At 46.0% G+C, this 19,612-nt stretch carries 19 protein-coding genes; 6 read left to right on the forward strand and 13 right to left on the reverse strand.

Translation table 11 applies throughout. The annotated features are described in order from the left end of the window. Positions 1-12 precede the first annotated feature (12 nt). The 5 genes from thiI to F7R24_RS08935 all read right to left on the reverse strand — a co-directional run bounded on the left by thiI (position 13) and on the right by F7R24_RS08935 (position 4,691). A complete protein-coding gene (gene thiI / locus F7R24_RS08915; protein WP_151670899.1) occupies positions 13-1,491 on the reverse strand; it encodes a tRNA uracil 4-sulfurtransferase ThiI in 1,479 nt (492 codons plus the stop codon). 24 nt (positions 1,492-1,515) lie between these two features. Beyond that, entirely contained in the window at positions 1,516-1,854 is a 339-nt protein-coding gene (locus F7R24_RS08920; RefSeq protein WP_151670900.1) for a zinc ribbon domain-containing protein YjdM, read from the reverse strand. 122 nt (positions 1,855-1,976) lie between these two features. After that, the gene (rarD, locus tag F7R24_RS08925; RefSeq protein ID WP_151670901.1) at positions 1,977-2,882 is read right to left on the reverse strand and encodes an EamA family transporter RarD; all 906 of its coding nucleotides are present in this window, start codon (positions 2,880-2,882) and stop codon (positions 1,977-1,979) included. Between the two features lie 110 nt (positions 2,883-2,992). Then, positions 2,993-3,475: an Hsp20 family protein gene (locus F7R24_RS08930; protein WP_151670902.1), complete on the reverse strand. Its 483-nt coding sequence runs from the start codon at positions 3,473-3,475 to the stop codon at positions 2,993-2,995. A 154-nt stretch (positions 3,476-3,629) separates the two neighbouring features. Further along, positions 3,630-4,691, reverse strand: a complete 1,062-nt coding sequence (locus tag F7R24_RS08935) for a carboxysome shell carbonic anhydrase domain-containg protein (RefSeq protein ID WP_151670903.1) — start codon at positions 4,689-4,691, stop codon at positions 3,630-3,632. Between the two features lie 162 nt (positions 4,692-4,853). On the opposite strand from F7R24_RS08935, the gene betI reads away from it, so the two are divergent. The 4 genes from betI to F7R24_RS08955 all read left to right on the forward strand — a co-directional run bounded on the left by betI (position 4,854) and on the right by F7R24_RS08955 (position 9,882). Beyond that, positions 4,854-5,438, forward strand: a complete 585-nt coding sequence (betI, locus tag F7R24_RS08940) for a transcriptional regulator BetI (RefSeq protein ID WP_151670904.1) — start codon at positions 4,854-4,856, stop codon at positions 5,436-5,438. An 11-nt stretch (positions 5,439-5,449) separates the two neighbouring features. Further along, positions 5,450-6,913, forward strand: a complete 1,464-nt coding sequence (betB, locus tag F7R24_RS08945) for a betaine-aldehyde dehydrogenase (RefSeq protein ID WP_151670905.1) — start codon at positions 5,450-5,452, stop codon at positions 6,911-6,913. Continuing rightward, entirely contained in the window at positions 6,910-8,595 is a 1,686-nt protein-coding gene (betA, locus tag F7R24_RS08950) for a choline dehydrogenase (RefSeq protein WP_151670906.1), read from the forward strand. The genes betB and betA overlap by 4 nt, the downstream gene beginning before the upstream one ends. A 69-nt stretch (positions 8,596-8,664) precedes the next feature. After that, positions 8,665-9,882, forward strand: a complete 1,218-nt coding sequence (locus tag F7R24_RS08955; RefSeq protein ID WP_151670907.1) for a BCCT family transporter — start codon at positions 8,665-8,667, stop codon at positions 9,880-9,882. A 28-nt stretch (positions 9,883-9,910) separates the two neighbouring features. Here F7R24_RS08955 and yddG read toward each other — a convergent pair whose 3' ends face one another. Beyond that, on the reverse strand, positions 9,911-10,810 hold the full coding sequence (gene yddG / locus F7R24_RS08960) for an aromatic amino acid exporter YddG (protein WP_151670908.1): 900 nt from the start codon (positions 10,808-10,810) through the stop codon (positions 9,911-9,913). Positions 10,811-10,850: 40 nt separating this feature from the next. Beyond that, a complete protein-coding gene (locus F7R24_RS08965) occupies positions 10,851-11,642 on the reverse strand; it encodes an AraC family transcriptional regulator (RefSeq protein WP_151670909.1) in 792 nt (263 codons plus the stop codon). A gap of 208 nt (positions 11,643-11,850) precedes the next feature. Between F7R24_RS08965 and F7R24_RS08970 the strand changes: the two genes are divergently transcribed. Both F7R24_RS08970 and F7R24_RS08975 read left to right on the forward strand, forming a co-directional pair. After that, positions 11,851-12,825 carry a DUF1852 domain-containing protein gene (locus F7R24_RS08970; protein WP_151670910.1) on the forward strand — a complete coding sequence of 325 codons (975 nt, stop codon included), beginning with the start codon at positions 11,851-11,853 and terminating at the stop codon, positions 12,823-12,825. Positions 12,826-12,863: 38 nt separating this feature from the next. Next, positions 12,864-13,895: a methionine synthase gene (locus F7R24_RS08975; protein ID WP_151670930.1), complete on the forward strand. Its 1,032-nt coding sequence runs from the start codon at positions 12,864-12,866 to the stop codon at positions 13,893-13,895. Between the two features lie 222 nt (positions 13,896-14,117). On the opposite strand, the gene F7R24_RS08980 is transcribed toward F7R24_RS08975, so the two are convergent. From F7R24_RS08980 to F7R24_RS09005, 6 genes are all read right to left on the reverse strand, one after another. Beyond that, positions 14,118-15,161 (reverse strand): GGDEF domain-containing protein, encoded by a 1,044-nt coding sequence (locus F7R24_RS08980; protein ID WP_151670911.1) that lies wholly within the window; start codon positions 15,159-15,161, stop codon positions 14,118-14,120. 11 nt (positions 15,162-15,172) lie between these two features. Then, positions 15,173-15,832 carry a carboxymuconolactone decarboxylase family protein gene (locus tag F7R24_RS08985; RefSeq protein ID WP_151670912.1) on the reverse strand — a complete coding sequence of 220 codons (660 nt, stop codon included), beginning with the start codon at positions 15,830-15,832 and terminating at the stop codon, positions 15,173-15,175. A gap of 190 nt (positions 15,833-16,022) precedes the next feature. Continuing rightward, entirely contained in the window at positions 16,023-17,057 is a 1,035-nt protein-coding gene (locus tag F7R24_RS08990) for a patatin-like phospholipase family protein (RefSeq protein ID WP_151670913.1), read from the reverse strand. Between the two features lie 134 nt (positions 17,058-17,191). Beyond that, positions 17,192-17,836, reverse strand: a complete 645-nt coding sequence (locus F7R24_RS08995; RefSeq protein WP_151670914.1) for a glutathione S-transferase — start codon at positions 17,834-17,836, stop codon at positions 17,192-17,194. Positions 17,837-17,888: 52 nt separating this feature from the next. After that, entirely contained in the window at positions 17,889-18,116 is a 228-nt protein-coding gene (locus tag F7R24_RS09000; protein WP_276613248.1) for a DUF4160 domain-containing protein, read from the reverse strand. Between the two features lie 59 nt (positions 18,117-18,175). After that, positions 18,176-19,516: an IS5 family transposase gene (locus F7R24_RS09005; protein ID WP_151670916.1), complete on the reverse strand. Its 1,341-nt coding sequence runs from the start codon at positions 19,514-19,516 to the stop codon at positions 18,176-18,178. Positions 19,517-19,612: the final 96 nt, after the last annotated feature.

The raw sequence follows: 19,612 nt of genomic DNA on the forward strand, positions 1-19,612 counted from the left end.
GCCTTAATTTGCTTAACGCAGTACCTCAGCCGGACACACTTTTACATTGCTAAAGCCCGCATCCATCAAGTTGCGCGCTTGAAGCTGGCTCATGACGCCTTTTTCGCAATAGAGCCAATACTCGCGTTGCGGGTCTAACTCAGCAAAACTACTGTGCAAGCGATAAAACGGCATAGGTTGTACATCAAAGCCTTCCGTTTTCAACGGACGATCAGCAACTTCATCAGGTGGACGTATATCTAAGATCACGACCTGATCTGTCGTAGCTTGATCCATCGGCAATAAATCCACCTCTAACTGACGTGCTTCCAAGTCAGCAGGAATATCGGTAATGGGCTGATAAACCGCATTCGCTAATGCATCGGCCATCACTTGGGTTGATAACTTAGCTTCCTCGGCTTCAACCTCATCTAACTTTGCCCGCGTGGTGGGACGATTACTAATCACTGCACAATATTCAGGGATCGACTCTGCATACACAGCAGCACCAATCAGTTTCGCTTGATCAATAATCTGCTGCTTATTGGTGGTAATTAATGGGCGCAAAATCAAGCGCTCGGTGGCACGATCGATCACCTGCAAATTGGTTAGCGTCTGACTCGACACTTGAGAAATCGCTTCCCCGGTATTCAAGGCTGTCGTCTTCAAGCGATAAGCAATGCGGTCAGCACAACGGATCATGGCGCGCTTTAAAACAACACCCATCAATCCATCATCCACCCGAGTCAAAATATCTTCCACCACACCCTCAAAAGGTACGGTGACAAATTTCACTCGATGAGAACGACCATAGCGCTGCCATAAATAATAAGCGACCTGCTTAACACCCTCTTCGTGCGCTGCACCGCCTAAGCGAAAGAAAATAAAATGGGTATAAATGCCACGTTGATACATTTGCCATGCAGCGACACATGAGTCATATCCACCCGAAATCAGCGTTGCGACATTTTCTTGTGTTCCTAAAGGATAACCACCCATACCTTCACGGCGGCGACCTACCACAAACAAACGGTCATGATGAATCTGTATGTTTACCTGAACATCAGGGTTCTTTAACTTCACGCCTGCCGCATCGGTCTGTTGCAACAAAAAACGACCTACATAACGTTCTAAGTCGATTGAACGAAAATCGTGTAATCCAGAACGTTGAACGCGCACGGCAAAGCTTTTTCCCGATAAGCTATCATCCACTCCATCCAATGTGTGCTGACAAATCTGATCAAAATCAGGCAGTGGAAACTCTTTCACTTCCATAAAATGATGAATGCCGGGAATACATGTCAGCGCATCACTGATCTGCAACAGGACAGCGTCGGAAGCTTCACCCGGCACTTCAACTTCAACCAGATCCCAGCAACCACCCACTCGGGCTGGCTCACAAATTTCTTTAATAATCCGACGAATATTTTTCTTAAGCTGCTTAATATGCTGCTGGCGAACACCACGACTTTTGATGGTGATTTCAGGAAAAAAACGAATAATATATTTCATAGTATCGACACAGTATTAGCCCGATTAGGCTTTTTTCACAAACTCAGATTTCAATTTCATCGGACCTATACCATCGATTTTGCAATCAATATCGTGATCACCACCGACCAAACGGATATTCTTAACACGTGTTCCCACTTTCACCACAAGAGAAGAACCTTTCACCTTCAAGTCTTTAATAACGGTTACGGTATCTCCGTCTTGAAGTGTATTGCCGTTAGCATCGCGAATGATGTCACTACCCTCTTCTGCAGCAACTTCACTCTGCGGCCACTCATGTGCGCACTCAGGACAGACATACATCAGCCCGTCTTCATAGGTATATGTTGAACCACAGGCAGGACAACTAGGCAGATCACTCATCACAGTTCCTTGTCTTTGTAAGGGAGGGTTAACCTTGCAAGATGACAAGGCAAAAAAGGGCAATATTATGCATTAAAAGGCACAATTTTTCTATGGAGTGTGCTGACGGAAGACTATATAACCTACCCTATTCTCTTCCTATGCTTTCTTAACCCTCTAACACCCTCTAACACCAGCACCAAAACGGCCAACCAAATGGCAATATAAGTAGGCCATTCTGCCGGAGTGATGGTTTCGCCTAACAGCAACGCAACCAACATTAATAGTACAGGCTCGACGTAGATCAGCAATCCAAACAAACTGAGATTTAAATGAGGAGCCGATAACGCCTGAAAGGCTAAAGCTAGTGCACTGATCAACCCTAAACCTAGTACTAAGCCAAGTAATTGCGGATCAGTATCAAATTCTGAGATTACCTGCCCTCCTTGAATGATAAAAAACACACTCAAGGGTAAGCTCAAAGTCATATCAAACCAAAGACCGCCAATATTATTGGTATCTGTCACTCGTCTTAACCAAAAATACCCCGGATAACCCAAACAGATCGCCAAGGTAGGCCAAGCCAGGGTTTGCGATAACATCATCTGATTCAGGATACCGATTACCGCAAAAAAGCAGGCGATCTGCTGAAAACGGGACATCTTATCCTTAAAGGCAATGCGTCCCACGATCACCATGGATATTGGCAGAATAAAGTAACCTAAAGAGACCGCCAATCCATAGCCATTCACAGGTGCCCACATAAACAACCACAACTGCACACCGACTAAAAACGAAGAAACCAGACGCGTAAGCCAAAAATAACGCTCACTGTAGAGACGTTGAAAAATCGTCACCACTTGCGGCCAATATCCACGAAAAAGCATAAATAGCGTCAAGCAAGGCAAGGTTAAAAAAATGCGCCAGCCATAAATCTCCTGACCATCCAAGGCTGTCAGCAAAGAGGTATAGGCAAACATCATCGCAAAAAATACCGACGCGATGACGTTTAATGTAACGCCAAGAACGGTGTTGGGTGTGGGGGTCATAGACTGCTTATTTTATGAAGACTTATTAGAAAAGAGCATTCTAATAGCTTAATGATTAAAAAGACAAAAGCCCGATCAAAAGACCGGGCTTTCTGGCGAAAAAAAATCAATTAAGCCGCTTTGTCGCCGTCAGATTGGTGCTCTAAGGTTGAGCTTTTTGCAGCATTGGAAGAGATGGCAATACGTTTTGGCTTCATCGCTTCTGGAATAATTTTAACCAGGTTAATTTCTAGTAGACCGTTGTGAAGAGACGCATCTTGCACTTCAACATGGTCAGCTAGGCTAAATTTCCGCTCAAAGCCACGGAACGCGATGCCATGGTGAATAAATTCGCGTTTCTTGCCTTTATTCTCTTCAGCTTTTTGCCCTTTAATGGTCAGCAATCCGCCTTCAACCTGGATATCCAGTTCGTGTTCTTCAAAACCAGCGACCGCCAAGGTCACGGCATAGTGATTTTCATCGACCAGTTCGATGTTGTAAGGAGGGTAGCCTCCAGCATTTTGATCAGAACGTAGTGCTGAATCGAGCAAGTTGCCAAGACGATCAAAGCCAACACTGCTGCGATAGAAAGGAGTTAAGTCAATTGAGTTCATTATCGTATCCTCTTAAGCAATAGATTCATAAACTAATGATATTGATCAGGAAAGCCTCTTAATAGACGACCTTCACTACTGCATAAATAGGATCTATCAACAGCATTTCAAGTGGAAAATTTAAAATTTTTTTAAAAAATAATGTGTCCTTAATTTAACTGATGACATCCAATCGCCGCGTTGGCCAATGTAAGGTGGCGGTACGAATCAACATCTTTTCTGCCAATTCAGGTTGAGTTTCTCGAATCACTTTTGCCGCAAAATCTGCCATAAAATGGGCTTTCAACTCGGCTCTTGACTGATCGGGTCCTACCTCATCATAAGGTGCAGATGACAACAGAAGAAAGCCATCATCGGGGATGCGCCCTTGCGCCATATTGGTTCGAATAATGCCTGCAGCTTTGGAGATAGGCACGGAAAGATTTGGGCTGAACGGACCGATAATCAGCGCCACATTAGGCGCATGTAAAAAATCAAACCCACGCCCCACACAGATCATCCATTCACGATGTTCGATATCCAATTTACGCTGCAAATGGCGCATCTCATCGATGTGATACAGATTCCCTTCCACCAACGGCAATAGATCATATTGAATTTGCGCTGGCATATCTGGGAAAAATCGTTCCAGTGTCAAAGGCAAGGCCTCAAGATGAGTCAATTCAAGACCGGCCAGATCCAATGCCTCTCCCTCACTGTTGTGAAGAATTAACGCATCCTCATCCGTTTCAAAACCACACACCAAGGGATAAACCGTTTTATGTCCTGCACCAAAAATGGTTTCGACCTGAGATTTAATCTGCTGGGCATGGGCCATCGCTGCTTCCTTATCGCAGTTAAACCCAGCGCATCCTCTAGATCTATCGCCTTTAGAAAAGTGATAGGTAATGATGATCAACACTCGGTGTCCCTGTCGAATGCCATCCATCACTTGGCTTTCCAGTAGGTCACCTAAATAGGGCCAACCCAAGTCGAAAATCCCGCCTAAATTACGAAAAGGACGAATAATCCCCAAGGGGGTTTTGGTCACGTAAGGTAGATGAATACGACCATCCATACACTTCAATGCGACAATACGAGTCGGGTGCTCAGCGATGTAACGCTGTCTTGCCAACGCATTCTCCGAATCACAAAACTGTGCCGAATGGTTTTTACTAAGTTCCATTAACCAATTGATTCGATTATCGATTGGTGATGAATGAACGCTTGTCGGCATGGTTATTTATTCCTTATTTTGACCGATTTTTTACCTATCCTAACGTGAAACAGGCAGGTAAACCCATACCACTATGATAGTAGTGTTTAGAAACCCACGGTTGTCATTGATCAAAAAATGCTCTAGTATTTTTATTGATTGAACGTTCAATTAAGGAAAATTATGCCGATTGTTGGAGTTGAAGAGAAACGTAAACAGCAACTGATCGATGCTGCATTAGCATCCATTGCAGAGCTAGGTTTACAGAAAACCACCATCATTAGCATTAGCCAGCGTGCAGGCATGTCATCCGGCATCATTAGCCATTACTTTGGTGGAAAACAGGGACTGGTCGAAGCTGCATTGCGACACTTACTGGACAAGTTAGGACGTTCGTTTTTAGAAAAAATCCAGCAAACGGACGGATCGGCTAAAGCACGTATTCTTTGCATTATTGAAGCAAATTTTACCGAGTTTCAACGTTCAGAATTGGCTGCTAGAACCTGGTTAAGTTTTTGGGCGCGTTCGATGCACGAGCCGGGCCTCAAGCGACTGCAACAGATTAACAATTCTCGCTTATGCAGCAACCTGAGATATGCCTATGCGCAATCGATGAGCCGAGAAGAAGCGCAAGATGCCGCGCGTCAAACAGCGGCAATGATTGATGGATTCTGGTTACGAAGCGCCTTGAGTATCGATCCGGATGAGAACTTTGCTGCCGGTGAAACCCTGTGTAAAGCCTTTGCACTTAGCCTGCTACCCCATTAAAGGAGTTAACGATGTCACACCCACGTTACCAAAACTATATTCATGGTCGCCAGTTGGCCAACCAGAGCGGCGAAACGTTTGCTGTGATTAACCCTGGTACGGGTAAGGTGATCTATGAAATGGAGGTTGCTGACGAATCTATCCAGCAGGCTGCCATTGACAGTGCCAAGAAAGGGTTTGCACAGTGGTCAGCCATGAGCGGAATGCAACGTGGCAGAATTCTATTAAAGGCCGTCGCCCTCCTTCGTGAACGTAATGACGAACTGGCTGAAATTGAAGTGAAAGATAACGGCAAACCCTGGCAAGAAGCGGTAGCCGTTGATGTGGTCACGGGTGCCGATTCAATTGAATTTTTTGCCGGCTTAGCCGCGTCTATCGAAGGCAATCAGCAGGATCTAGGAGGTGATTTTTATTACACCCGTCGCGAACCTTTAGGCATTTGTGCCGGTATCGGTGCGTGGAATTATCCCTTGCAAATCGCCTGCTGGAAAGCCGCGCCAGCACTGGCCTGCGGTAACAGCATGATTTTCAAGCCCTCTGAAGAAACTCCGTTAGGCGCACTTAAGCTGGCTGAAATTTTTACCGAGGCAGGCCTACCCGATGGTGTGTTTAATGTGGTTCAAGGCGATGGTCGTGTCGGTGCCTGGTTAACTCATCATCTAGAGATTGCCAAAGTGTCTTTTACCGGCGAAGTCGGTACAGGCAAAAAAGTCATGGCAGCGGCAGCCACTTCCTTAAAAGAAGTCACCATGGAGCTGGGTGGCAAATCGCCACTGATTATTTTTGATGATGCCGATATAGAAAATGCCGTCTCCGCTGCCATGCTGGGTAACTTCTATACCCAAGGCGAAATCTGTACCAACGGCACTCGCGTGTTTGTGCATGAATCCCTATATGACGCCTTTATGGCGCGCCTGTTGGAACGCACACGTAACAACATCATCATCGGCGATCCGATGCATCCCGATACTAACTTTGGTGCGCTCATCTCTGCCGATCATCGTGAAAAAGTGCTGTCTTACATTCAAAAAGGGATCGAGGAAGGGGCGACTCTGATTCAGGGTGGCAAAGCAGTTAGCCCTGCTTCTTCACCGAATGGATTTTTTGTCGAACCGACGATTTTCACCGACTGCAATGATGACATGACCATCTGCCGCGAAGAGATTTTTGGTCCAGTCATGTCTGTTCTCACCTTTACCGATGAAGACGAGGTGATTGCTCGCGCCAACAACACTGAAACGGGATTAGCCGCTGGTATCTTCACCAACGATATTCGTCGCGCCCATCGCGTTATTCACCAATTACAAGCCGGTATTTGCTGGATCAACAGTTACGGCGCCTCACCTGCCGAGATGCCGGTAGGTGGATACAAGCTATCTGGGATTGGTCGCGAAAATGGTCGCGCCACACTCGATCACTATACCCAACTTAAAGCCGTGTATATCGGCATGACTGATTTGGAGAGTCCGTTTTGAGCACACTAGAAACCACTTATGACTACATCATAGTCGGTGCTGGCTCTGCAGGATGCGTTCTAGCCAATCGACTGACGGAAGATGGCAAACACAAGGTGTTACTCATCGAAACCGGTGGCAGCGATAAAAGCATCTTTATTCAGATGCCAACCGCTCTGTCGATTCCGATGAATACCGAAAAATACGCTTGGCAATATGAAACAGAGCCTGAGCCGTTTTTAGATAATCGCCGCATGCATTGCCCCCGTGGCAAAGTGCTAGGTGGATCTTCATCGATTAATGGCATGGTCTATGTTCGCGGTCATGCCAAAGACTTTGATGAATGGCAAACGCATGGTGCGGAAGGCTGGCATTACCAAAACTGCCTGCCTTATTTTCGCAAAGCGGAAAAATGGGCATTTGGCGGTGATGACTACCGTGGCGACCAAGGGCCGTTAGGGGTCAATAATGGCAACCAGATGCAAAACCCTTTGTACCGTGCCTTTATTGATGCGGGTGTCGAGGCCGGTTATCTAAACACTGAAGACTATAATGGCGCGCAGCAAGAAGGCTTCGGTGCCATGCACATGACTGTTCATAAAGGTCGCCGCTGGTCTACCGCCAATGCCTATCTTCGCCCAGCAATGGAGCGCAGTAACTTAACCGTTATGACTCATGCACGCGTTTATCGTGTGCTACTGGAAAATAAAACCGCGGTGGGTGTCAGCGTCCAACATCGTGGTGAAATGCATCAATTTCGCGTTAACAAAGAAGTTATTTTATCGGCTGGGTCCATAGGCTCACCGCATTTGTTACAGCTTTCAGGTATTGGCAACCCAGACGTACTGAAAAAAGCCGGCATCGAAACACTTCATGAACTGCCAGGTGTCGGTGAAAACCTGCAAGATCACCTAGAATTTTACTTTCAGTTCCGCTGCCTAAAACCCGTTTCATTGAATCGCAAACTGGGTTTATGGAGTCGCTTCTTAATTGGTGCTCGCTGGATTTTGTTTAAAGATGGTTTAGGGGCAACCAACCATTTTGAATCCTGTGCGTTTATTCGCTCAAAACCCGGCGTTGAATGGCCTGATCTGCAATACCATTTTTTACCCGCTGCAATGCGCTACGATGGTAAAGAAGCTTTCGCCGGTGATGGTTTCCAAATGCATATTGGCCATAACAAACCACGCAGTCGTGGCTATGTTCGGGTGAAGTCATCAGATCCACATCAACCACCCACGATTCAATTTAACTACCTGCAAGATGAAGCGGATCGAGAAGGTTTTCGTGCCTGCGTCAGACTGACTCGCGAGATCATGAAGCAATCAGCCATGGATGCCTACCGTGGCGATGAGATTCAGCCAGGTATCGATGTGCAAACCGATGAGCAGATCGATGCGTTTGTGCGCCGCTCTGTGGAAAGTGCCTACCACCCTTCTTGTTCTTGCAAGATGGGAACCGATGCCATGGCCGTTGTAGACCCAGAAACCAAGGTTCATGGTATTCAAGGTCTACGTGTTGTCGACTCATCTATTTTCCCCACCATTCCCAATGGCAACTTGAATGCGCCAACCATTATGGTGGCAGAACGAGCGGCTGACCTTATTCAGGGGAAGGAAACTCTGCCACCATCGCAGGTTGCTGTCACGATGGCAAATGATTGGCCGGAGCGCCAACGACCTAACGTACCTAAACGCCAATAAAAATAATTGATTAGGAGTTAATACTATGCTGCTTAGACAATGCATTAACTGTCGTTACCGGAGGCGCCTATGACACTCTGGTTATCCATGGGTATGCTATTTACCCTCGCCGCCGTTGTGGTGGTGCTTATCAAGTGGTGGAACATTCGATGTATCGGTGTGACACCTGTTTCAACCGTGACCTTTATCGCAATTTTGTTTACCTCCGGCTTAGATGTCGGACTCATCATGTTTCCCCTCACCGAGTTTGGTGGGTATGCAGATCTAGCGGAAAGCCCTGAATATGGATTTGCTAACCCTCTGGCGATCGAGTTTGGTTTTTGGGGTTTTCTAATCTGGGGCTTCTATTTCCTAACCTGCTTTTACTTTTGCATTATCGAACCTAAAGTCCAGTTCTTTCAGATAAGAATGGTCAAATGGGTGAATAATGCGGTCATCATCGGCACCTGTGCCTTTACCGCCTTCTTACTACTCGTCAATCTTCCTTGGTACTTACCTCAACTAGGAGACGGTGAAAGTGTCATTCCAATCTTCTATCTGATTGTGTTGGCTTGCATTGCAGCCGCGGTCTACTCAAGCAGCGACTTTAAATATGTTCGTATATTAAGCTTGGGCTCTTCCGTACTGTTTATGTTGTTAATTGCGATGATGTGGAGCAGTGCCTTCTTAACGGGTGAAGGCAGTCCAAAAGACTTCTTTATAACCGCAGCGCTGATCACTGAATACTTCACCAATTTGCATCATTTCATCTTACCCTTGAATGATTACCATGAGTTTTATCTTTACTGGTGGTTTGCCTGGAGCATCATGATCGGTCAGTTCACCGCTCGCTTCGTCAGCGGGCTGAAAACCTGGCAGTTGATGTTGGCTATGCTGATCTTCCCATCAGCGGCGATAGGCACTTGGTTTACCGTGTTGTACCACTATCATGCTGAAGATCTGTCGATCAGTACTTGGATCAACTTCGCCATGATTTCAGTCGGTATTTTAATGGTGATCAACTCACTGGATTCGTTGATTCGACTCTATTCAGAAAACTTGAAACTGGCACCCCGTCACATAGGCATGGGAAAATACCTAGTCGGTAACTTTATCGCCATGTGTGGACTCACTGCTTTGTTCCAACTGGATTTCTTAAGAATTCAATGGGTCGGAGCACTGGTCATCGCCATCTACTTTGCCAGCTTTGTCTACATCATGATCTCGAAACGTAAAGAGGTGTTTTCTATTACAGGGACACCCCCAGAAAACACGCTAGATTTTACGCGGATTGAAAAAACAGCCTAGGTTTTTATATAGGTTACGAATTTAGCGCTCACACTGTGGGCGCTTTTTCATTTATCTCAGAGACTTTCCCCTTTCTACCCGCAATCAACGACCCACTCACTATCGCGATACTGGCATAAAAGAGTGTCCAGCTTGCTTCACTTTCCCCTGCCAGCACTAACAGCACCACAGAAATTAACGGGGCACTATAAGCTAGCGTTCCGAGTAGCTGTAAATTGCCATGCTTGACACCGTAATCCCAGGTAAAGAAAGCGATACCAACCGGTCCTAACCCCAGTCCGATAATACCCACCCATTGCATCCAGCCACTGGGCCAGACGGTTTCCTCTAAAATCAGATGACAGATAAACGCAAGAATAGCGGTAGCCAAACAAAACCAACCCACGGCATCGGTTGGCACTGCTTTGACGAGTCGACTGAGCACCGAATAGCTTGACCAAATCAATGCGCAGCACAAGGCGAGTAGATAACCATCCATATACTGCGGCTGAAAACCTTGGTGATTACGACCGATCAGAGTCCAACAACCGATTAACGCCAAACACGCACCAATCAAATGCACAGCGCGTAGCTTTTCGCCTGGTAACAAGGCGCTAAAAATAACGATCAACAACGGCCACAGGTAAGCGAGCAAGCTAACTTCAACCGCCGGTGCTAAGGTCATAGCTTTGAAATAGACGAAGTGATAACCAAACAGACCCGCGACACCAATCACCCAAGCCGCGACGGGCTGGCGAAGATAGCGCAAACCTGAGCGCTTCTGCGCTATCCAGCGAACAGACATCAATAGAAACGCAATGGTAAAGGTCATCGCCATCATCTGAAATTCAGGAATGGCTCCGTCGGTCATTCGCGTGAGCAGCGCCAGTGTGCCCCATAGAAAAACAGAAATAGAGCCGATCAGAGTGGCTGTGTTGATAGATGTCATCAGGAAACTCAATCCAAAAAAGATTAAGTGTAAAGCGCTTCTAGTAAAGCGTCTTTGCTAATTCAGCACTCTTCTTTGGTCTTTGCGCGAAATCTTCTTTGGTCTTGTCACGAAAGTACCGTGGCGAATACCCAAAAACCTGCTTAAAGCGATCACTAAATGCAGCTAAATTAGTGTAGCCGACTTTTTCAGCAACCTGTTGCACTCTTAAGCTCGTTGTCATCAGAAGCTGTTTAGCCCGTTCCATCCTCGTGTATAGAAGATACTCTTGAGGTGACTGACCCATCTCACGCTTGAACAAGGTATTGAGTTGCCGAGTGCTTAGATGTGATGCTCTTGCCACCTGAGCAATTGAAACAGTTTGATCAAAACGTTCATCCAGGTAGGTTTTCGCCAACAGAATGCGCCGATCTAACTGCACCGACAGACTAAAACGTTGCATTAACAGATCAAGGAATAACTGAATCATTTGCTTTTCAGTGGTCTGATAAGTCCCTGTCTGATTCAGTAAGCATTGTTGATATAAGAACTGTGTGTAGTGTTGTAAACCCTGATCCAACGTCAGGAACGCAGGCAACCTTTCAAGCATCACTGCTGTTTCAACCGGTGCGTCCACAACCAGAAAAGCGTTGTTGCTTGGCGCGTAAAACAGATGATCGTTACCTGCCGCAACAATCGCCACCTGATTACCCTGAGCTTGGCCTTCCACATGATTCACATTCAGATGCAAAGTACCCGTAATGGGTAGCACCAACTGATGAAAGTCATGCGCGTGATTGGCAACATCACCAGTATAGGAACGTAACGTCAGGTTACATGAGTTCAAGGCCACAACACTTCATCCTAAAAAAACTATCTGAAACAGCATATCAAACCAAACATAATCACAGATGAATATTTCACATAAAAACCTGAAATTATATCAATTTTATTCATTTTAAAATAAGCGTATAACTTACCCATCGCCTTCGGGCTTGGCCATGACAAAGGAAAGATTCAGCTTTTGCCTAACAAACAGGTTAATGAGGTACCAACGCATCATGAATAACAATTTTAGTTTCAGTATTAAGAGCATTCGTTTAGACGAACATTATCAGCCATCAGAAACCACCCGCGCCACCACCAATTTCGCTAACTTGGCCAGAGGTGAATATCGTCAGCAGAACTTACGCAACGCATTAAGGATGATTGATAATCGCTTTAATGCATTAGCGCATTGGGACAACCCCAACGCCGATCGCTTCTCTGTCGAGCTGGAAATCATTTCGGTCGATTTGGAAGTGGCCGGTCAAGCTGAGCCTTTTCCCAGCATTGAAGTATTGAAAACCAACATTATTGATCATCACACTCAGGAACGCATTGAAGGGATTGTCGGCAACAATTTTTCCTCTTACGTTAGGGATTATGATTTTAGCGTATTGCTGCTTGATCATAATAAACAGCAAAACAAATTCAGCATTCCAGAAAACTTTGGCGATCTGCATGGCAAGCTGTTCCAAAGTTTCGTCAATTCAGACGCTTATCAACAACACTTTAAAAAACCACCGGTCATCTGTTTAAGCGTATCAGATAACAAAACCTATCACCGCACGGAAAATCAACATCCGGTATTAGGTGTGGAATACCAACCCAACGAATCCTCCTTGACTGAACGCTACTTCAAAAAAATGGGGTTGGAGGTTCGCTATTTTATGCCGCCAAACAGTGTTGCGCCCTTTGCGTTTTATTTTGTCGGTGACCTGCTGAATGATTACACCAATCTGGAGTTGATTAGCACCATCAGCACCATGGAAACCTTTCAAAAGATCTATCGACCTGAAATTTATAACGCCAATGCCGTGGCTGGAAAATGCTATCGACCGAATCTAAAAAACACCGATCATTCCGTCACTCAGATCGTCTATGACCGGGAAGAACGCAGCCAATTAGCGGTCTCACAAGGCAAGTTTGCAGAAGAACACTTTATCAAACCCTACCGCACGATATTGGAAAGATGGTCAGCTAACTACGCTTAATTTATCCGCCAATTAATAGAAAGATAAGAGCATTTATGATGAAAACACTATTACCCACATCCACCGCAGGCAGCTTACCCAAACCTCTTTGGCTGGCCCAACCAGAAACCCTCTGGTCACCTTGGAAGCTGGAAGGTGAAGAGCTGAACCACGGCAAACAGGATGCGTTGCGTCTGTCATTACAGGAACAACAACACGCCGGGATCGTTATCGTCAGCGATGGCGAGCAAACACGCCAGCACTTTGTTACCACCTTTATCGAAAACCTGAATGGTGTGGATTTTGAAAAGCGTGAAACCGTCAGAATACGTAACCGCTATGATGCCAGCGTGCCCACTGTTGTCGGCCCAGTCTCCCGACAAAAATCGGTGTTTGTTGAAGATGCCAAGTTTCTTCGACAACAAACCACACAACCGATCAAATGGGCGCTACCTGGCCCCATGACCATGATCGACACGCTTTATGATGATCATTATAAAAGCCGTGAAAAACTGGCGTGGGAATTTGCCAAAATTCTGAACGAAGAAGCCAAAGAGTTAGAAGCGGCTGGTGTAGATATCATTCAATTTGATGAACCCGCCTTCAACGTCTTTTTTGAGGAGGTCAATGCGTGGGGTATCGCCTGTCTGGAAAGAGCCATCGAAGGATTGAAATGCGAAACCGTCGTGCATATCTGCTACGGCTATGGCATTAAAGCCAATACCGACTGGAAAAAAACCCTAGGCTCAGAATGGCGACAATATGAAGAGGTTTTCCCCAAACTACAACAATCCAATATCGATATCATCTCGCTGGAATGTCACAACTCGCATGTTCCGATGGAACTACTGGAACTGATCCGTGGCAAAAAAGTGATGGTCGGCGCGATTGATGTGGCTAATCATCGCATCGAAACACCTGAAGAAGTGGCGAATACCTTAAGAAAAGCGCTGCAGTATGTCGATGCGGATAAACTTTACCCTTGCACCAACTGTGGTATGGCACCTTTGCCTAGAGAAGTCGCTACAGGAAAGCTAAATGCGTTGGCGGCGGGGGCTGAAATTGTTCGAAAAGAATTACTGGTCGCATAGTATTCAACACACTGAGGGTTACTTCTGAAAACAGGTAACCCTCAACATCATCATTCGCACATGAAGCACGAGGCGTTAAGTGACTATCTGGACTTGGTGGTTGCCAAGGGCGCAGAAGGACCCCGGACGATTACCAACCAGAAGAGTGATTACTCCACTCTATTCACAGGCGTCACTGACGGATTATCAAACCACAGGTAATAACAACAAGCTTAAACCCATTCAGTCAGATGCGCATACCCTATTGCGCCCTTCTCTCTTGGCACGGTACAAAGCGGTGTCCGCACGTTTCAGAAGCTGTTCAACACGCTCATCTGGGTGTTGAAAAGTGGTAGCTAGACCTAGACTCACTGTAACGTTAAGTCCATCAGGAAGATCAGGAAGCGCAATCTTAGTCTGACTTACTGCCCGACGTATGCGCTCAGCAGCAAGGACGGCTTGCTCAAGGCTGCAGGGGTAAAGAACAAACAGAAACTCTTCGCCACCGTAACGCCCAAGGCTTTCACCATCGCGGGTAACTGTGCGCATGCATTGCGCAATTTCGCACAGTGCTGCGTCTCCCGACTGGTGACCGTGAGTGTCATTGATCAGCTTGAAATGATCAATGTCTGCAATGATCACAGAGAGCGGTTCACCGGTCCGAGCGGCAAGGCTAAATTGCCCCTCGACACGTTCGAGAATGCTGGCTCGGTTTGGAAGACCTGTTAGTGCGTCATGTGACGCTCTGTCGAGCAATGCAGCAGTCGCTTCGCGTCTTAATAATATGTCGGAAACTCGGTCGGCCAGAAAACTGCCGAATATGCGGATGAACCGATTATCTAGCTCGGTGAAGGGAACATGACGTGATGCCAACGACAAGATCCCTCGACATTGATGGTTGCGAATGAAGGGAATGACCTCAATCTCCCGAATACCTTTACCAACAAGATGCTCTGGTGGTGCCGGTAGATCGACAAACGACTCAAGCTGAATCCGGCAAGGGCGCCGGTTCTGGTAATGAAATGCATCCCAGCAAGACAAGTCATCAGCTTCACTCACTCGTGCTTCGCCACGTGAGCCGTCCATGATGAGGAAGCTGCGAGTTCCATTTTCGACTAGCAAACGCCAACTTGCTACATTGGCGAAGTACTTAAAGCGCCGAGCGACTTCACCGGCAATACGATCAAGCTCATCGTCAAGTTGAAGTACACCCAGTAATTCGAAAAGAGCATCATAGCGAACGAGCTGCTGTGCAGTTAGATCATTCCAGTGATTGCCAACATTCATAGACCCACAACTCACAGGATAGCTTCATACTGCGGGTCTAGATCAAGCTGCAGCGTGCTTGTGTAGACGTTGAACATTGTTGCCATGTCTATTACGGCGATAATTTCGCATACTTCCTCACGGGTGAAGCCCGCATCCATGAGGAGTTCAAAATCCTCATCTGAGACACCATTAGCGTCAATAGCAACCTTCTCTGCGAATGCCACAACTGCACTATAATAGGTAGGAAGACACCCGCCCTCCTCTGAGTGCAAGAAATCATGAAGGTCAACAAAGCTCAACCTCTTGTCCAGACTAAGCACGTTCTGCGCGTGACAGGCTGAGCAATAGCGGGCACCGTTGCGAGCCGATACCACAAAGACGATCATTTCCTTAAGCGACAGTGGGAGATAGCCTGCAAACAGCGTCCCTTTTGCTCGTTCCCAGTAGGCATGGGCCAGTGCCGAACTGTGACCGAGACTTTGTAGCCAGATGGGTACTGTAGTCGAACCGGTCGTGCGCATAAAGTCGTTATAAACTTCACGGGTTGCAGGGCTGGCATTGTCGTAGGAAGTGAGTTTGTAGCGCTTCATAAGCAAAAGCCCTAAGTAGTCATCGTTGCAGATAAAGCGGATATAAAACACTTTTTCTGAATATTCTGAAAAGTTATCATCAAGTCCTACATTTTTCAATTACCTAAACGGCGATCGCTGTGTTCAGGTAAACCGACAATATTCTGAATTGAGAACCACTTACCCCTCTGGATAGGATTCAAAAATTACTACATCAATTATACAAACTTAGGCAACAAAGGCGTTTTAGCATTAGGAAATAGCCAAACGCGCAAGCATGGCATAGGAGCAGCGTCGGAAGTAATATAGATTACTCCACTTTATTCACAGGCTTCTCTGACGGATTATCAAACCACTCGAAATAATTTTCGGTGCCATCTATCCCCTGCTCGATCAGAGCTTGCTTCCTTGCGTCGGAAAGATTGAAATCCGTTGTACTGACATCCAATGTGTCTATATACACCGTGCGCTGCCAGTCATCGCCGTGCAGATGCATGTTTTCTTGTGCGTTCATCAGCGCACCAAAAAGTTGTCGAGCGTAGTCAGTGAACGACTTAATCGGTTTACCCTGAAGAGGTTCGTCGTAACGAAACAGCGCTATCTCTTCACGACTGTCAAGACGCAATCCTAATGTTTGGCGATTGTACACATAAGGACTATGGCCCGGTCGCTCAAGCTGAAAACGAGCATTCTCTTTATTGTAATAACCCGTGTGGCGAGCAGCACCCGGATCTTTGGCGAGGTCAATATAACGCGCTCGATCAAACAGCTTGATCGGGTAGTTAAGCTGTACACCCCCATCAACATACACATCCTGTCGATCACCATGACGCGCAGCTGCAAAGAAAAGTGGTATCGACATGGAAATACGAACCGCTGTTGCCAGCTCCATATTGGGATGTCTTTCAGCGGAAAAAACCTCTGCAAAACCCGTGGAGAGGTTAGTGCCTATCACATAAAGATCAGGGAGTTTCGCGTTTTGCAGATCTTTGAACGTAGCTCGGCGATTACCCAGACGACGATGAATTAAATCGCCTACCCAGGAATTAAAAAAGTCGCCCTTGTGCCAGCCAAAGTCTTTAGCCAGTCGACGGATATCTCGAATAACCCCCCAAGAATCATCCATAAACTGGTTAAAATCGGTAGCCTGCAGGATTTCTTTCTGCTCATGCAGGGTATAACCCAACGCAAAGATCAGTGCATTAATCGCACCCGCACTGCAGCCTCCGACTCGGTGAATATCTTGCAATACGCCACGGTTTTCAAGAATCTGCATAGCTCCGATGTAAGCAATTCCTTTTACACCGCCGCCTTCAAAAATCAGGTTTCTGAATTGAGTTGTCATGGATTTCACTCCTTGTGAAGATTAACGCTGGTATCACGCGCATGACACGTGCATTGTTTTAATACCGACTGAATCTCCTTTAAAGGTAGCGGTTTTAGTGGTGAATTCAAGAATGATAGTGACTGTGGTTTTATCTAAGGAAAATAAACAGGCTCATCGCCTTCCTGCCATTGCGGATATTTGGTCATGATGCTGATAAACAGATCAGACACAAGCCAGTGATTAAGCCATTGAATGAGTGCCGTATATTGGCTTGCTTCAAACCAAAGTTTATCAACATGAGCAAACTGTCGAACAAAAGGAAAAATAGCTAAATCCGCCAAGGTCATCTCGTCGCCCATTAAATAACGATGACTGTTCAATCGCTCATTTAACGCGCCTAAAAAGACCTCACCCTTTTCACGATAATAGGTTTGGCTCTGTTCATATCGGTCAGCATATTTATAACGATCTAATGCACACTTAAAGTCGCCATCATTCACCTTAATTAGGCTAAATATGTCGACTTTTAAAGACTCAGGCAGTAACGCCTTTTCTAGATCAGGATGAGTGGAAAGCGCATACTGCATGATATCTAGGCTTTCTTCGAGCACTTGACCACCTTCTAACAGCAATACCGGGACCGTTGCTTTAGGACTAATGTTGATTAAGGAAGCAGGTTTATCCCTTAGCACCACCTCTCTTAAGTCAACAGCGTGCTTGGGTAAGCAATAGGAAATCGCCAAACGAGCACGCATGGCGTAGGGGCAACGGCGGAAGGAATAGAGAGTAGCTGGCATGAATATGACTTTAGATATTTGTAGTCTTTGCCTTCAAAGATTATTGGTCAATTCAGTCTTTAAAGTGTTTTTGCCAAGCACTGACGATCTCATATTCGTGCTCCTGAACCAATTGTTGAATACGATTAAGATGCTTATCAGAATAGCCGAAAGATCTCGACAAGGCTATTTCAGGCTCTAACCACAACATAGCCTCGTCTTCTGAGGACAAAACATGAACATGCATTCTTGCTTCTCCCCATGAGAAGCAAAAGAAGCGAAAGCCATCTTTTCTGAACACTGTTGGACTCAATTTTCGCAATTTGAAAGTTTAACGAGTCGACCCTGAAAAATGGCGTTTCAAGCCTGAAGCGCCACATGATTTAAATCCAACTTAAAATTATTTGCCAAGCTATTCAGTAATATTTTTAGTAATAACGCTGGTCTATTAGGTGCAAAATAAAGCCACCGCAGTAGCTTCCGTAGATTTTGACCACAGGCGCTCAGTATGACATTGAGTGCATCACCCAGAACTCCTTTAAGAAAGCACCGTTTCATTTTGCCATCCGATTTCAGATGCCCAATAATCGGCTCTACACTGTTACGCCGTCCCATCCAACGTTTTTCTTTATGGGGCACACCGCGTTTTTGCCCTGCGATGAGCACTTGAATGTCGCTAACACCTGAACCACGATAGCCTCTATCCACAAAGCAGTATTCTGGCTTTTTACCCGTCAGTGTTTCCACTTGCTGAAGTTGATCCGCCAATGTATGGCCATCATAGGGGTTGCCAGGGTAGCCTCTGGCGCCAATGATGAAGGACTCTTTTGCGGTCACAGCAATACTGGCTTTAACGCCAAACTCATAACGTTTATGGGCTTTTCCCTTGGAAATACAGTCCACTAAAGGCTCATGCAAGCTGTAAATCTTGTTTTTACTTTTGCGTGTCTGCAGTAGCAACTCCCTTGCTTGCTGTAAGGTATTTTGTTGTTTGGGTGTCAGCTGAATCCCTTTTGCTATCAACTGACGCTCCAAGTCACGAACCACTCGACCAAGAAAGCCTTTGACTTGCTTGATCGCTTTCTTCATTCGCTTGTATTGTTTTGCATGACCATAACGTCCGATCTTAGGCATCAGATCCTGACAAGCTTTATCATAGGTTTGTCGTAGCGTGATGCTATGATCATGAGCTATAGCCACCAGAAGCTGCCGCGATTTGTGATAGAGCTTAGCATCTGTGGGAAAAGCAATATTCTTCTCTTGAACGGTGGTATCAACAATCACACGTTTTAAGCTGGAAGGTTTAATCACTTTTAACTTTAAACCGGCATTGATCGTTTCCGTTAACAACCATTCACAACCTTCTTCGCCAAGGCGTTGGCGCCATTTAACCAAGCTAGTTGGATGGCATGGAAATTGGTGCTGAAAGAAAGTTTCACCACAGAAGTACTGGTAGTAAGGTGACTCTAGCCACTGATCTAACAGCGCTTCATCTGACAAGTTATGCAGGTGTTGTAGATACATCAACCCCGCCATCAATCGTGTCGGAAGTGCAGCTGCACCCACCGTTGCAAAATGTTGACCTAATTCTATATCCAGCCTTTCCCAATCAATGACTGAAGCTAAACGAACCAAGGCATGATTGGGGTTAATAATGTCTTCAAGTCGAGGCTTGAACAGTAAGTGCCAATAAATCAGCACTCTACCCCTAGCTGTACTGAGTCACTTTTTTCGAAGTCTTCTCTAGCGGTGCATTCCATGGCAAGAGTTGTTCAAGTTTCTCTAGCGTATCGGCTT

Origin of the sequence: Nitrincola schmidtii, from assembly GCF_008973715.1 — a bacterium.
GTDB classification, from domain to species: Bacteria; Pseudomonadota; Gammaproteobacteria; order Pseudomonadales; family Balneatricaceae; genus Nitrincola; species Nitrincola schmidtii.

Coding starts and splice junctions, on each gene's coding strand:
- yddG (WP_151670908.1), bottom strand. CDS start 10,810: ATGACATCTATCAACACAGCCACTCTGATCGGCTCTATTTCTGTTTTT.
- F7R24_RS08920 (WP_151670900.1), bottom strand. CDS start 1,854: ATGAGTGATCTGCCTAGTTGTCCTGCCTGTGGTTCAACATATACCTAT.
- F7R24_RS08935 (WP_151670903.1), bottom strand. CDS start 4,691: ATGCCGACAAGCGTTCATTCATCACCAATCGATAATCGAATCAATTGG.
- F7R24_RS08955 (WP_151670907.1), top strand. CDS start 8,665: ATGACACTCTGGTTATCCATGGGTATGCTATTTACCCTCGCCGCCGTT.
- F7R24_RS08970 (WP_151670910.1), top strand. CDS start 11,851: ATGAATAACAATTTTAGTTTCAGTATTAAGAGCATTCGTTTAGACGAA.
- F7R24_RS08990 (WP_151670913.1), bottom strand. CDS start 17,057: ATGACAACTCAATTCAGAAACCTGATTTTTGAAGGCGGCGGTGTAAAA.
- thiI (WP_151670899.1), bottom strand. CDS start 1,491: ATGAAATATATTATTCGTTTTTTTCCTGAAATCACCATCAAAAGTCGT.
- F7R24_RS08975 (WP_151670930.1), top strand. CDS start 12,864: ATGAAAACACTATTACCCACATCCACCGCAGGCAGCTTACCCAAACCT.
- betI (WP_151670904.1), top strand. CDS start 4,854: ATGCCGATTGTTGGAGTTGAAGAGAAACGTAAACAGCAACTGATCGAT.
- F7R24_RS08980 (WP_151670911.1), bottom strand. CDS start 15,161: ATGAATGTTGGCAATCACTGGAATGATCTAACTGCACAGCAGCTCGTT.
- betB (WP_151670905.1), top strand. CDS start 5,450: ATGTCACACCCACGTTACCAAAACTATATTCATGGTCGCCAGTTGGCC.
- F7R24_RS08930 (WP_151670902.1), bottom strand. CDS start 3,475: ATGAACTCAATTGACTTAACTCCTTTCTATCGCAGCAGTGTTGGCTTT.
- F7R24_RS08995 (WP_151670914.1), bottom strand. CDS start 17,836: ATGCCAGCTACTCTCTATTCCTTCCGCCGTTGCCCCTACGCCATGCGT.
- rarD (WP_151670901.1), bottom strand. CDS start 2,882: ATGACCCCCACACCCAACACCGTTCTTGGCGTTACATTAAACGTCATC.